The sequence below is a fragment of the Ureibacillus endophyticus genome, assembly GCF_024159215.1.
Taxonomy (GTDB): Bacteria; Bacillota; Bacilli; order Bacillales_A; family Planococcaceae; genus Ureibacillus; species Ureibacillus endophyticus.
In genome coordinates this window covers 889,830-904,615 of record NZ_JAMYWW010000001.1, presented here as the reverse complement: position 1 = coordinate 904,615, position 14,786 = coordinate 889,830, and the positions used below count along the sequence as shown (strand labels likewise).

Here is a 14,786-nt window from a genome sequence, read left to right as displayed (position 1 = left end):
TACTTCGCCACCCTTATATGATGAGATTTTCATATTTTTCACTCGCAATTAAGAGATCAATTTGTAACTCAGATAATTTTTCTTGCCATTGAGTTGAACAATTTTTATCTGTAATAATCATAGAAGCTTCTTTTAAATCACAAATTTTCACGAAAGTTGAAACCCCAAATTTTGTATGGTCTCCTAAAATAATCACATTATCAGCACGTTCTATCATCTTTCTAGAGATACTAGCTCCAGGAATTTCATAATCCGTAACTCCGTCATTTAATGAAATTCCCCCAGCTGCAATGAAAGCTTTCGATGCTTTTAATTGGTTAAAAAAGGATTCTGCCAAAGGTCCACCTGTGAATTTTTGTTCTTTTTCATATTCACCTCCTGAAAAAAGAATTTTCCCTGAAAAACATTCTGTTGCTAATAGAAATACAGGAAGCGAATTCGTAATGATCGTTACATTTCTCTTATCCGTTAAAAACCGCACCATTTCGTATGCTGTTGAACCATAGCCAATAAAAATGACATCACCATCTTCAACGATGCTAGCTGCCGCCTTACATATTAGCCTTTTTTCTAGATGATTGATCATCACTTTTTGCTCAAAATTTTGTTCAAATCGATTTTTTACTTTTACTGCACCACCATAAACTTTGTGTAAATATCCCTCCTTCTCTAACCGTTCCATATCTCTTCGAATAGTTTCACCTGATACATTTAATAGAGATTCAGCATCACTCACTTTTACTTTTCCATTTAAATCCAGTAGATCTAAAATTACTTTTTTTCTTTCTTCAAATGAAAATGACATTTTTTCATCAACTCCATATTTTGTAGTTCAATATATTCCACAACATTTCACAACATTACACATTCTTTTAATTCATTTTTGTGGATTGTTAACATTTTCTGCAGAAACCATTTCATCGTAAAAATAAAAAATCCAAAGAAATAATATGGTACCTGTGGATAGGACACTTGAAAAAGAGTGTGCTATTCACAGGTATTTTTTATATACTAGACTTTCAAGAGGAATAAGGACGGACAGAAGACAGCGATGAGTAAACAATTATTTTCACCAGAACAGATTGAACAACTACAAAAGAATCCACATGTATTAAAGGTAAGCGAACGTACCATTACTTACGCAGATGCATTTAAAAGTAAATTTATAGATGAATATTTAGCAGGCAAAACACCTCGGCGAATTTTTGAGGAATACGGTTTTGATATTGAAGTAATAGGCATGAAACGTGTTGAACAAGCCTCCTCTCGTTGGAGAAAAGCGTATGAGAAAAATGGTTTAATTGGGCTAACCGATACACGTAAAACGAGTTCCGGAAGACCTATAAAGCGTGAATTAACGATGGCAGAAGTTCTCGGAAGACAAGCAGCACGTATTGAACTACTAGAAGGGCAAGTAGAGATGCTAAAAAAGCTCGAAGTGACAGAAAGGAGGCTGCTAAACACCAGTCAAAAATTAAGCACAAATAAGGTATTCCAACTGATTTCCGATACACTAGAGCAGTTTCCATTTAAACGAATGGTGACTTATTTTTGCGCACTTTTAAACGTCTCACGTTCTGGTTATTACAACTATTTAAAGACAAGTGAGACACGTGCAACGAAAGAGTTGAAGGATAGAGAAGCACGTGATTTGATCTTAAAAGCCTTCAATCGCCGTGGTTATAAGAAGGGGTCACGTTCAATTAAAATGACACTTGAACACGACTTTGGCATCGTGATGAATCGCAAGAAAATCCAACGTATTATGCGAAAGTATGGAATTGTCTGCCCTCACCGCAAAGCCAATCCGTATAAACAAATAGCGAAAGCAACAAAAGAACATCGTGTTGTGCCAAATAAGCTAGAGCGCCAATTTAAGCAAGGTGTACCAGGCAAAGTCCTATTAACAGACATTAGCTATATTCCCTATAACGGAACAATGGCTTATTTGTCGACCATTAAAGACGGGTCTACCAATGAAATTTTAGCTTATCATGTATCAGATCGTATTACGCTGGACCTCGCAACAAAAACTGTTGAGAAACTATTCCGCAATAAACGTGTAAAGCTCCATCCAGAAGCCTTCATCCATTCAGATCAAGGTGTTCATTATACAAGTCCAAAATTCCAAAAGCTTTTAAAGCACTATAAACTTGGTCAATCGATGTCACGTCGAGGCAACTGTTGGGATAACGCACCACAGGAATCCTTTTTCGGACACTTAAAAGACGAAGTTGATTTCAGCATGGTCAAAACACTGGATGAGTTACGCGCTAAAATCGATCACTACATGGTTTACTACAACAATTATCGTTATCAATGGAATCTAAAAAAGATGGCTCCTGTACAATACAGAAACCATCTCTTAATAGCTTAAACTCTTTTTTTAGTTTGTCCTTGACTTGGGTACCACATTAAAAACAGACAATGTCTACTTTTCTTTGGATTTTAAAAAAACTTATAAGCGAATATTTTTGGGGGTAACAAGTAAATTTTTAATTTGAATAATAAATTAAATCATATCGTTTGCATGATAAGAAACTAAATAAATCAAAGTTAAATAATCTCCTACTGCACTATCAAAAATCGGAATGCAATCTTAAAAATTCGATTTAACAACGTATAATATTTTTTCTTCTCCTACTACTAAGACGGCAAGAAAAAACAAGTAATAACCCCTCATGAGCACTAGGATCAACTTACAGAATCTTTCCCTAATATAATAAAAAAACTGTACCGAAAGCATAAGCTTTTGGTACAGTTTTAAACATTTCATTATACGTAGTATTTATCTACAACTTCTGAACAACGTCCGCAAAGTGTTGGGTGATTTTCATTTTGCCCTACTGATTCTGAGTAAGACCAGCAGCGTTCACATTTTTCACCATCTGCTTTTTCGATTAAAATAGCAGTTTTTTCTAGAACAAGCGCATCGCTAGGGGCACTATCTTTTGAACCAGCAATAACTAATTGAGAAACGATACAGCTTTGTGCAAATTGTTTTGCATCTTCATTTAGTAAATCTAAAACATCTTGATCTGCATAAATTGTTACCTTAGCTTCAAGAGATTTACCAATTGTTTTTGCGTTACGAGCTTCTTCTAACGCTTTTAATACTTCGTCACGAACTTCAATTAAACGTTCCCATTTCGCACGTAATTGTGGGAAGTTTTCACGTTCATCTACTTCAGGGAAGTCTGTTAATTGAACAGAAACTGCTTCTTCGTTTAAGTAAGACCATAGTTCATCTGTAGTATGCGGTAAAATTGGTGTTAACACTTTTAATAATGTTTGCAGAGTATCATACATCACTGTTTGCATAGCACGGCGATTTTTGCTGTCTACTGCTTCAATATAAACAACGTCCTTCGCAACGTCTAAGTATAATGCGGATAATTCAACTGCAACAAAGTTATTAATTGTGTGATATACAGATGCAAACTCATATCGATCGTAAGCATTACGCACTGCTTTTAATACATCTTGCAAGCGCATGTACATATATTGATCCATTTCGTTTAAATCTTCATAAGCTACACGATCCGTTGCTGGGTTAAAGTCAGAAATGTTACCGTGTAAGAAACGAAGCGTGTTTCGGATTTTACGATATACTTCTGAAATTTGTTTTAACATATCCATACTAATTCGCACGTCACCTGTATAATCCACAGATGCTACCCATAAGCGTAAAATGTCAGCACCGTATTGGTTCATTACTTTTTCAGGAATGATAACATTTCCTAAAGATTTACTCATTTTACGTCCTTCGCCATCAAGTACGAATCCGTGTGTTAATAATCCTTTATAAGGAGCATAACCATTAATCGCCACAGAAGTGATTAATGATGAGTTAAACCATCCACGATGTTGGTCAGAACCTTCAAGATAAAGGTCTGCTGGATATTTCATACCACGTTCAACAAGTACACCTTGGTGAGATGAACCTGAGTCAAACCAAACGTCCATAATGTCATTTTCTTTTGTGAATTTGCCATTTGGACTACCTGGATGAGTAAATCCTTCAGGTAATAAATCTTTTGCTTCACGTTGGAACCAGATATTTGAACCATGTTCGCGGAACAATTGAGACACATGTGCAATTGTTTCAGGTGTAATAATTTCTTCACCATTCTCAGCATAGAATACTGGAATTGGTACACCCCATGCACGTTGTCTTGAAATACACCAATCACCACGGTCACGAATCATATTGTAAAGACGAGTTTCACCCCATGCTGGAGTAAATGTTGTATTTTCCACCGCTTCTAATAATTGATCGCGGAATGCCTCAACAGAACAGAACCATTGTGGCGTTGCACGATAAATTACTGGCTTTTTCGTACGCCAGTCATGTGGATATGAGTGCGTAAAGAATGATAATTTTTCTAATGCGCCTACTTCTTTTAATTTTTCAGTGATGACTTTATTTGCATCATCATAGAAAATACCTTCAAATCCTGGTGCTTCATGTGTGTAGCAACCTTGGTCATTTACTGGGCTAAGAACTTCAAGACCATATCTTTTACCTACCATGAAGTCATCTTCTCCGTGACCTGGTGCTGTATGAACACATCCTGTACCAGCTTCTGTTGTTACATGATCACCAACCATCACTAAAGAATCACGATCATAAATAGGGTGTTTTGCAACAACATATTCTAACTCTTGACCTTGAACTTCTTGAATTACCTCTGGGTTTTCCCACTCTAGCGTCTCAGAAACAGATTTTAATAAATCTTTAGCAATAATGAATTTTTTATCGCCAACAGCTACGACTACATACGTAATTTCAGGATTTAAAGAAATCCCTAAGTTTGCTGGAATTGTCCATGGTGTTGTCGTCCAAATAATAAACTTTGCATCTTCTGGTACGACACCTTTTGCATCTTTAATTTCAAAACTTACATAAATAGACGGAGATTTAATATCTTTATATTCGATTTCAGCTTCTGCTAATGCAGATTCAGAAGATGGAGACCAATAAACTGGTTTTAAACCTTTGTAAATATAGCCTTTTTCCGCCATTTTCCCAAATACTTCAATTTGGCGTGATTCAAACTCAGGTTTTAACGTAATATATGGATTTTCCCAATCTCCACGTACACCTAAACGTTTGAATTGAGCCATTTGATTTTCAATTTGTTCGTAAGCATACTTTTCACAAAGCTCACGAAATTCAGCAATCGTTAATTCTTTACGCTTAACACCTTTATTAGTTAATGCTTGCTCAATCGGTAAACCATGAGTATCCCAGCCTGGAATATATGGTACATGGTAACCTGTCATTGAACGATGACGGTTAATCATATCTTTAATTACTTTATTTAATGCGTGACCAATATGGATATCTCCATTTGCATATGGAGGGCCATCATGTAAAACAAAATGAGGACGATCTTTTGTACGTTCATTTACAAGTTTATTGATGTCCATTGCATCCCATTTTTCTTGCATTTTTGGTTCATTTGCTGGTAAATTTCCGCGCATTGGGAAATCTGTTTTTGGCATTAATAACGTATCTTTATACTCTACCATTAAAAAATCCTCCTAAATGTATAAGTGTTCAGGTTGAAAAACATAATGTGGTAATTTAAGAGAAATAAAAAAAGTTTCTCATCCCTCAAAGGGACGAGAAACTTTTACTCGTGGTACCACCCTAATTTACAAGTTAAAAAAATTAACTTGCCTCTTAGACACTGTAACGTCGTGAAATACGAAATCGCTTACTTAAACTGATTCATCACTTTTTCAGCGATTTAGCTCCGGAGTGATTTTCCTTTTTGATAGTTTCGTTCGAGCTTGCACCATCCTCGAATCGCTTAGTCCACCTTCAATAAGTACTGTCTCCGTCAATGCTAATTAAATATACAAATTTTTATACTCGTGTATCAGTATATGGAAATAGATAAAATGAGTCAAGTAAAAAAGAAAATGGGGCGGTTTGTTAAACTCTCCCTTTTTCTTATTTCACACGAAACTTCAACATACAAGAATTAATTATAAAAGATTATCTAATTCTTCTTTCGATAGTTCAACATTGCCCTGATCGTTTCGTACATGATTTTGAATGTCCGTTAAACCGATATCATATTCCATTAAGTGCTCCCAATCATCTGTATTTAATAAATCTAATTGGGCTTCTACTAACATTTTGAAGCGGTTACGGAATACTTTTGATTGTTTCTTTAATTCATCTATCTCTATGGCAATTTTACGTGCTTTACCCAATGCATCATTAACAATTCGATCAGCATTTTTTTCGGCTTCTTTTATGATTAATTTTGCTTCTTGTTGTGAATTACGACGAACTTCTTCTGCAGCCTCTTGAGCAACAATAATTGATTTTTGTAGTGTTTCCTCTAAAATGTTGTAGCGATTCATTTGCTCCGTCATTGACTTTACTTTTTCTTCAAGTTCCTTTTTTTCACGCAAAATGATCTCATAATCTTTTATAATCTGATCCAAAAATTCATTTACTTCATCTTCCGCATAACCGCGAAAACCCCGAGTAAACTCCTTATTATGTATATCAAGAGGTGATAATGGCATTGGTCAACACTCCTTCTCTCTTTTAAATATATAAAACTATTATAACTCGCTAACTGTTCCTTGACATCAAGTTTTCGTAAGTTTTCACTGTAATCTGCTATTTTTGCTCTAAACGACCTATTTGAAGTCGAATTTTATCCTTTTTCGTCCTACCTTCTGTCATAAGGATTTTTACTCTTCCTAAACCTCGGACTGATACGATATCCCCTTCTTGAAGTTCAAATGAAGTATCATCAATTATTGTCCAATTAACCTTTACTTTGTCAGCATTAATTAGATTCTGGGATTTTTGTCTTGAAACATTAAAAATTGATGCAAGAACAGTATCTAATCTCATCGACGAAATAGTATATGATTTACTTACCCATTCTTGAACCATTTTAATTAATTTCGACTCTTCATCTACTTTTTCTAGTTGTACTTTTGCCTTACCGATACTCGTTAAATTCATCGCGACATATTCTTCTATTTCTTGTGCTACTGAAATCTGGATGGTATCACCATCAATATGGATATCCCCGAATTTCCCACGATTTAAACCTATTGATAATAATGCACCTAAGATATCAGGATGTTTTAAATTAACAAATTTTGAAGGATAGTTCACAGAAAAAATGGAGATTTGAAAATCCTCTTTTGTTGGTTCAAAGTAATTAGGAGCGATTAACATACGTTGTCTTTCAGCATCAAGAAAACCACCATCTGCTACGATTTTTATTTCATTACTTTGCCCTATAACCGAGTTAACAATGAAGCGCTCGCGGGGATCTAAATAATCTGTTAATTTTGGTGCAAAACGATCTTCTACTTCTCTTTGCCAGCCAATTACTTTTTCAATAAAGGGTTGTTCATCTTTTCGAAAATGTTGGATTAAATGTTCCATTAATTCACTCCACCTTATAAACAATAGTATGTTCAGTTGAAAAAATAATAAAAGAAAATCCCCACAACAAAATTAGTAGGGATTTGAACGAAAACCTATGCAAACATAAAATATACTTTCTCAACTACAATTAATAAGCCCATTTGTATATAACGTAGTAATAAAAGGGCTACAATTGGTGAAATATCAATCATACCAATAGGTGGAATAAATTTTCTAAAAATTCCTAAATAAGGTTCAACAAGTTTTCCTAAATACTCTCCAACTGTTGAATTTCGAATATTTGGAACCCATGACATAAAGATATAGATAATTATCATAAATTGATAAATTGTAAATGCTGCCGCAATGAAATTTATTATGGAATAATAAAGCATTAAATTGTTAACCTCGCTAATCTATTGTATATCGTCGTACAGATAGTTCGAAACCTCACCGGATACCTCAACATTATCTGGAGTACATAGGAAAATATCCGTACCAATTCGTTGAATATCTCCTCCTAAGGCATAAACAGTACCACTTAAAAAATCTATAATACGCACACCTGCTTCACGATCGATTCTTTGTAAATTAACGATAGTAGCACGCTTATTTTTTAAATGGTCAGATATGTCTTGAGCTTCTGCATACACTCTAGGCTCAACGATAACAACCTTTGATTGTTTTATAGAATTTGCAGTTTGTAAACTAACAACATTTAAGTGAGAATTCTGTTCCACTTCAATAAGTTTACGTTCTTTTTTAGGGCGTGATTTTACAATAGGTTGCTCTTTGGTGATACTTACTGGTTTACTTGATGTTGCAATTTCTTGCACTTCTTCATCTTCTTCTTCAAGGTAAAAGAAATTTTTTATTTTGTTTTTCATACTCATCTAGTATCCCCTCTTTTCTATCCAACAAGAGCTGTTCCAATTCTTACAAACGTCGCACCTTCTTCTACCGCAATTTCATAGTCATTTGACATCCCCATTGAAAGTTCTTTACAAGGAGCATAGTCTAACCCTAATTCTATTACTTGTGTCTGTAAGTTTTTCAAATCACGAAATACTTTTCTTATAACGGCTTCATCTTCAGTATTAGGTGCCATTGTCATAAGGCCCACAACATGAATTTTATCGTACTGAGCTAACGATTGTATAAATGGAATTACTTCTTCTGTACTCAACCCATGTTTTGACTCTTCCCCTGAGACATTTGCTTGAACGAAACAGTTTATTGGTTTTTCCGCTCGTTTATTAATTTCTTCAGCTAAACTCATACGATCTAGTGAATGAAGATAATCAATTTCATTAATTACTTGTTTTACTTTTCTAGTTTGTAAAGAACCAATATAATGCCAAATGGCTTTATTATTAATTTCGCCCTTTTTAGTCAATAATCCTTCTGGACGATTTTCACCTAAATGAAGTAGTCCAGCTTCTAGGGCTTCAGTTGTTCTTGCAACTGTAACTTGCTTTGTTACCGCAATTATCTCTACATCCTGAGTCATTTGAGCTTTCTTTTTTGCAGTTTCTATTTTATTTTGAATAATTTCTAAATTATCACTTATCTTTGTCACTTTAAACCCAACTTTACATCAATAGTTTCCTTAATTGTATCAAGCTGTATAGTAATTTTCAATGAATAGCATGACCTATTAAGAAATCTCTTTTACTAATATTACATCTTTGCCTATTACCAGTATATCACTAATCAGGACTTTTCTCACATGTTCATCATTTTGTAAGAATGACATAAACTTTTTTGGTTCAGCAACGAGAAAAGCAGTGATAGAACCTGTATTTTCGTCCACCTCTGCATCGATAATATATCCAACAAATCGGCCATTACCAGCCTCAATAATTTCTTTTTGTTGTACAGCAGAAAATCGCAAATTAATCTCCCTTCTTTTTATAATTAGGTCGATACTATTATGTTTTTAAAGTAATTAGTTCGATTCGTTTTCAATAAATTGTTCCTTCTTAAAAATATATTAATTTTTTTATGAAATATTGCTTTTAATTTTTAAAAATAAATAAAAGCGCACCTTTTATAGTGCGCTACAATACTTAACCTAACTTATAATCTTTTTGCATAGTCTCAATGGCGTTTTTCTCTAGCCTTGAAATTTGAGCTTGAGAAATACCGAGTGATTTTGCAATTTCAGTTTGTGTTTCACCGTAATAGAATCGTTTGGAAAGAATCATTTGTTGTCTTTCATCAAGCTTTTGCATACTTTCCTTCACACTAACGTATGCAACCCATTGATCTTCTGACACATCATCATCTTTTAATTGGTCCATAATATATACGGCATCTCCACCATCAGAATAGATTGGCTCTTGCAATGAAAGAGGATCTTGGATTGCATCAAGTGCGTATAATACATCTTCCTTTTTCATCTCAATAGCTTCTGCCAACTGTTCAATGGTTGGTTCATATAAATTTTCTGAGATAAACTTTTCCTTTGCTTGCATTGCTTTGTAAGCAATGTCTCGTAAGGATCTAGAGACACGTAAAGCATGATGGTCTCGTAAATGCCTTCTAATCTCACCTATAATCATTGGAACAGCATATGTTGAAAATCGAACATTATGCTTTAAATCAAAGTGGTCAATAGCCTTTAATAATCCAATACAACCAACTTGGAATAAATCATCGGCTTGTTCACCTCGGTAAGAAAATCTACCGACAATACTTAATACTAGACGTAAGTTGCAAATGACTAGTTCATCTCTTACCCACTCTTCTCCAGATTGTAGGCGAACGAACAGCTCTCTCATCTCTTCATGTTTTAGAACTGGCAAAGAAGCAGTATCTACACCACAAAGTTCTACTTTAGTACGAACCATCTTCTTTTCCTCCGAACTAGTTTTTTATCTCTGAACTGTTTTTTCAGTTTGTCCGGAAAAAAGAAGAATATGCACATTTTACTCGTCCAATTTCATCCAGTAACTTATGAAATCGGTTGATTTAAATGCTCTCGTAAATCTAAAATGATTTTCTTTTCTAGTCGAGAGATGTAGGATTGAGAGATGCCTAAATGGTCTGCTACTTCTTTTTGGGTCATTTCTTGTTTACCATTTAGACCAAATCGACACTCCATTATATATCGTTCACGTTCACTTAAGCCGTTAATTGCATTAAACATTGTAGCTCTTTCAATTTTCTTTTCTACATCATTCATAATAATTTGCTCTTCTGTACCTAGAATATCAGAAAGTAAAAGTTCGTTACCATCCGGATCAGAGTTCAACGGCTCGTCTAATGAAACTTCGCCTTTCATACGGCTTGTTTTACGTAAATGCATTAAAATCTCATTTTCGATACAACGTGAAGCATAAGTGGCAAGTTTAATATTTTTTTCTGTATTAAATGTTTCAATAGCTTTAATAAGTCCGATTGATCCAATGCTAATTAAATCTTCAATTGGTGTTCCAGTATTATCAAAACGTCTTGCAATATATACAACTAGACGTAAATTTCTTTCAATTAATGTATCCCTAGCTCTCAAATCACCATTCATAAAGGCTTCAATAACTGTCATTTCTTCTTCTCGTGTCAATGGTACTGGCAATGAATCGTGCCCTCCTATATAGTATGTTCCTTTAGTACGAAACTTACTCCAGATTTTTCTAAATAGGTCGATTAATTTATTAAACAATCATTTTCCCCCTTTATGCTCGAATTTCACAACGCTAAAACGTGAAGAATCATCTGTGCATTTTGTGGATATCTCGCATCATGCCTAGTCAAAACAACATATTGTTCAAAAATTTCTTTATCCGTAGTTCCTTTTATCTTTAGTCGATCAAAACGAAAAGCCAACACTGTCGACCTCTCTTTTTGAACCGTAGATAAAGATAATATTCGAATTTTCGGATAAATGAACGAAGGAAACATTGTTAACTGGTAAGGGTTATTTTCATCCCAAGCTAATAGCGCTTCATTAATTTCTTTTGGTATTTCATTTGCTATTGCATTATATGAGAGAAAATGTACCGGCTTCCCACTTAAAGGTTCTATACACTCATTCCCAGTATCAATGAAACCTTTTAAGCAATATTTTTGTTTAAAAATTTCAAGCTCACAATCCACTACAAATGAATGCTGAATTTTTGCTTGCATCATTTTTCTCCATTTGGAGTGTATCGTTGTTAAACTAAGAAAAGCGACTGCAGTTGAAAGAACAAAAAATGTTAGTTTGGATTGATTGAGTAAAAAGGGTAATATGCTTGTTAAAACGCCGCCGAGGAAAAACGTAGTGATAAAAAGAACAGTTCCTTGCTTTAACAACGATTGGATGCGAAAAGAAAACGCGAGCCCAATTAATACAATAAAACTAAGCAAAGCACCTAATAATGACTTATAAAAAATCGATGCTATTAATCCACTACAAAACGCACTTAGAAGCAATCTACTCCTCTTTACATACAATCCCGTTATTTCTTGCGTAAACTTTAATAAAAAATAATTAAACAACGTATTGTATAGTACGAGTAATTCTCCAATCATTTTGGCGTCCTCCTATTAAAAGATTAACACTAGCATCACGAGGAAAATGTCAAACCATTGTAGTTATACTAAAAATAATTTTGACACTATTTTCTGCAAATCTAACTTTTTTGACATATAGTTACAAACTATTAGAATGAAAAACTTGTATAGAAAACATTTTATCGGAATAAACAGGAATAAATATACTCCTTACTTTGTTAACATTTAAAGTTCTAGACATTGAGATTGGATTAAGATTAATATCTACTAAATTTTAACAATAAAAAAAGCCATCCCATCTTTTTCGATGAGATGCCTCTTTTTGTCGAATACTTTTTATCCACGATTACGTCTATTGCGTAAAAATGTAGGAATATCTAATAAATCATCTTGCTGTTGCTGTACTTGACGAGTTGGTTCTGGTTGTTGTTGTACAGGTTCTTGTACTCTTTCACGAATAGATGATTGTGGTTGCTGTGGCGCTGCTTGTTGGCCACCACGAAGTCCACCACCTATTGGGCGTGAAGATTGTTGACGTTGTTGTTGTGAAATGATATCGTCTGAGAAACCAGTAGCAATTACTGTTACAATAATTTCATCATTTAAATTCTCATTGATAACAGAACCGAAAATCATATTCACTTCTTCATCTGATGCAGATGCAACGATGTCTGCTGCTTCCTGTACTTCAAATAAACTTAAGTTTGAACCACCTGTAATATTCATAATTACGCCTTTTGCTCCATCAATTGAAGTTTCAAGAAGTGGACTTGAAATCGCTTTTTTGGCAGCTTCAGTAGCTCGATTTTCACCTGTAGCAATACCGATACCCATTAAGGCTGAACCTTTGTCAGACATAATTGTTTTCACGTCTGCAAAGTCTAAGTTAATTAATCCAGGAGTTGCGATTAAGTCGGAAATACCTTGAACCCCTTGGCGTAATACGTTATCTGCTTCACGGAATGCTTCAAGCATAGGTGTACTTTTATCAACGATTTGAAGTAATTTATCATTTGGTATAACAATTAGTGTGTCAACAGACTCTTTCATCGCCGAGATACCACCAATTGCTTGTGTTTGGCGTTTACGTCCTTCAAAAGAGAATGGGCGTGTTACAACACCAACTGTTAAAGCGCCTAAGTCACGTGCAATTGAAGCGATGACTGGTGCTGCACCTGTACCAGTTCCACCACCCATACCAGCAGTTACGAACACCATGTCTGCACCACGTAAAACTTCTTCAATTTGCTCACGACTTTCTTCTGCAGCTTTTTTACCTACTTCAGGGTTTGCACCTGCACCAAGTCCACGTGTTAATTTATTACCAATCTGTAATTTATATTCTGCTTTTGATAGATTTAAAGCTTGGGCATCAGTATTAACTGCGATAAAATCTACTCCTTGAACGCCGTGTTCAATCATTCTATTTACCGCATTATTACCGCCACCGCCAACACCAATTACTTTGATATTGGCCATCTGATCTATACTCGTATCGAATTCTAACATAGTTTCTCCTCCTGCTACACTAGTCTTTCAAATAGTTATTCAAAAAACTTATCAAATAGTTTTTTCGCTCTGTTTATTACACTTGGTTTATTAGAATTGTTTTCTTTTTCAGAAGTATTCGTTTGTTTCTTAGGAGGAGTGGAACCTGCTCCAATTGATGCATAAACAGGTGTTTGTTTCGGGCTTCTACCGTAAAATTCATCCTCAGAATGTGCATATCTTATTAAGCCAACTGCAGTTGTAAATGCTGGTTCACGTACACCGATATAATCAGGAGTATAAATTCTTACACGTGTTTGCATAACTTGACGTGCAAGTTGTGCGATACCTTCTAACTGTGCAACCCCACCTGTAAGTACTACTCCACCTGGTAAATCACGTACCCCTAATCTAGCAAGTTCGTCTAATACAAGTTCAAACATTTCTTCCAATCGAACACCAATTATTTCTGAAATGAACTTCTGACTATATTGTTCTGTCACATCTGTTCCAGAAACAGGGACTTCAAAGATTTCATCATCTGAAGCCTCATCATAAAAAGCATGTCCAAATTGTTTTTTTATTGATTCTGCTTGTTCAGTAGGGGTTTTTAATACTATTGATAAATCCTTAGTTATATGTTCTCCACCAACAGGGATAACTCCTGTTCGTGTTAATAATCCATCTTCAAAAACTGCAATAGTTGTGGAACCGCCACCTAAATCAATAAATGCTGTACCTTGATTTTTTTCATCTTCAGTCAAGGCAAAGAAACCTGCAGCTAATGGTTGTAAATAAATTTCTCTTATTTGTAAGCCAGCACGTTCTACACAACGCAACACATTATGAACTAATGTTTTAGACGTTGTAATCATTGTAGCATCCATTTCTAGGCGAATCCCAATCATACCACGAGGATCTTTAATTTCGTCTAAGTTATCAACGATAAATTGGCGTGGGATTAAATTTACTAATTCGCGTTCTGGTGGAATCGACATAACTTGTGCGGATTCAATAACTCTTTCTAAATCTTCATCAGTAATTTCTCTGTTCTCACTATTTACAGCGACAACACCCTTAACTGGTTGAAGAGTAGTTTGATTTGCGGGTATACCAAGTATAACCTCATCTATTTTAATACCTGTCATTCGTTCTGCTTGATCGACAGCTTTTCTAATAGCTTGCACTGTTGCATCGATATCGACAATAGCACCTTTACGTATGCCATTAGACTTTACGTTACCAACGCCGATTACATGTAGTTGATTATTTGTAATATCTCCTATCAGAACTTTAATAGAAGATGAACCAATATCTAGAGAAATATAAATATCTTGATGATTCACCTACCGCACCTCCTTCGATTGCTCCTATTTTTTATTCTATT

Annotated in this window: 14 protein-coding genes and 1 other annotated feature; of the genes, 1 reads left to right on the top strand and 13 read right to left on the bottom strand. The window is 34.8% G+C overall.

Features of this window, described 5'->3' with window-relative positions; all coding sequences use genetic code 11:
- Window positions 1-13: 13 nt before the first annotated feature.
- A complete protein-coding gene (locus NKR20_RS04405; protein WP_253423909.1) occupies window positions 14-805 on the bottom strand; it encodes a DeoR/GlpR family DNA-binding transcription regulator in 792 nt (263 codons plus the stop codon).
- A gap of 246 nt (window positions 806-1,051) precedes the next feature.
- Here NKR20_RS04405 and NKR20_RS04400 point away from each other — a divergent pair, with 246 nt between their 5' ends.
- A complete protein-coding gene (locus tag NKR20_RS04400) occupies window positions 1,052-2,377 on the top strand; it encodes an IS3 family transposase (RefSeq protein WP_253423370.1) in 1,326 nt (441 codons plus the stop codon).
- A gap of 398 nt (window positions 2,378-2,775) precedes the next feature.
- Here the strand turns inward: NKR20_RS04400 and ileS are convergent, their stop codons facing one another.
- From ileS to ftsA, 12 genes are all read right to left on the bottom strand, one after another.
- Window positions 2,776-5,535: an isoleucine--tRNA ligase gene (gene ileS / locus NKR20_RS04395; RefSeq protein ID WP_253423906.1), complete on the bottom strand. Its 2,760-nt coding sequence runs from the start codon at window positions 5,533-5,535 to the stop codon at window positions 2,776-2,778.
- Between the two features lie 86 nt (window positions 5,536-5,621).
- Window positions 5,622-5,862, bottom strand: a binding site (T-box leader).
- Window positions 5,863-5,997: 135 nt separating this feature from the next.
- Window positions 5,998-6,549: a DivIVA domain-containing protein gene (locus tag NKR20_RS04390; protein ID WP_121212911.1), complete on the bottom strand. Its 552-nt coding sequence runs from the start codon at window positions 6,547-6,549 to the stop codon at window positions 5,998-6,000.
- 97 nt (window positions 6,550-6,646) lie between these two features.
- Window positions 6,647-7,432, bottom strand: a complete 786-nt coding sequence (locus tag NKR20_RS04385) for a YlmH family RNA-binding protein (RefSeq protein ID WP_121212910.1) — start codon at window positions 7,430-7,432, stop codon at window positions 6,647-6,649.
- 95 nt (window positions 7,433-7,527) lie between these two features.
- Entirely contained in the window at window positions 7,528-7,809 is a 282-nt protein-coding gene (locus NKR20_RS04380) for a YggT family protein (RefSeq protein ID WP_121212909.1), read from the bottom strand.
- Between the two features lie 21 nt (window positions 7,810-7,830).
- Window positions 7,831-8,307 carry a cell division protein SepF gene (locus NKR20_RS04375; protein ID WP_121212908.1) on the bottom strand — a complete coding sequence of 159 codons (477 nt, stop codon included), beginning with the start codon at window positions 8,305-8,307 and terminating at the stop codon, window positions 7,831-7,833.
- 17 nt (window positions 8,308-8,324) lie between these two features.
- Complete coding sequence (locus NKR20_RS04370; RefSeq protein WP_121212907.1) at window positions 8,325-8,993, bottom strand: YggS family pyridoxal phosphate-dependent enzyme; 669 nt, start codon at window positions 8,991-8,993, stop codon at window positions 8,325-8,327.
- 78 nt (window positions 8,994-9,071) lie between these two features.
- Window positions 9,072-9,308 carry a PRC-barrel domain-containing protein gene (locus NKR20_RS04365; protein ID WP_121212906.1) on the bottom strand — a complete coding sequence of 79 codons (237 nt, stop codon included), beginning with the start codon at window positions 9,306-9,308 and terminating at the stop codon, window positions 9,072-9,074.
- A gap of 175 nt (window positions 9,309-9,483) precedes the next feature.
- Window positions 9,484-10,266: an RNA polymerase sporulation sigma factor SigG gene (gene sigG / locus NKR20_RS04360; protein ID WP_253423903.1), complete on the bottom strand. Its 783-nt coding sequence runs from the start codon at window positions 10,264-10,266 to the stop codon at window positions 9,484-9,486.
- 104 nt (window positions 10,267-10,370) lie between these two features.
- Window positions 10,371-11,078: an RNA polymerase sporulation sigma factor SigE gene (gene sigE / locus NKR20_RS04355; RefSeq protein WP_097072056.1), complete on the bottom strand. Its 708-nt coding sequence runs from the start codon at window positions 11,076-11,078 to the stop codon at window positions 10,371-10,373.
- 26 nt (window positions 11,079-11,104) lie between these two features.
- Complete coding sequence (locus tag NKR20_RS04350) at window positions 11,105-11,929, bottom strand: sigma-E processing peptidase SpoIIGA (RefSeq protein WP_121212904.1); 825 nt, start codon at window positions 11,927-11,929, stop codon at window positions 11,105-11,107.
- A 318-nt stretch (window positions 11,930-12,247) separates the two neighbouring features.
- Window positions 12,248-13,420 carry a cell division protein FtsZ gene (gene ftsZ, locus NKR20_RS04345; RefSeq protein WP_121212903.1) on the bottom strand — a complete coding sequence of 391 codons (1,173 nt, stop codon included), beginning with the start codon at window positions 13,418-13,420 and terminating at the stop codon, window positions 12,248-12,250.
- A gap of 35 nt (window positions 13,421-13,455) precedes the next feature.
- Window positions 13,456-14,745 (bottom strand): cell division protein FtsA, encoded by a 1,290-nt coding sequence (ftsA, locus tag NKR20_RS04340; RefSeq protein ID WP_253423900.1) that lies wholly within the window; start codon window positions 14,743-14,745, stop codon window positions 13,456-13,458.
- Between the last annotated feature and the right edge of the window lie 41 nt (window positions 14,746-14,786).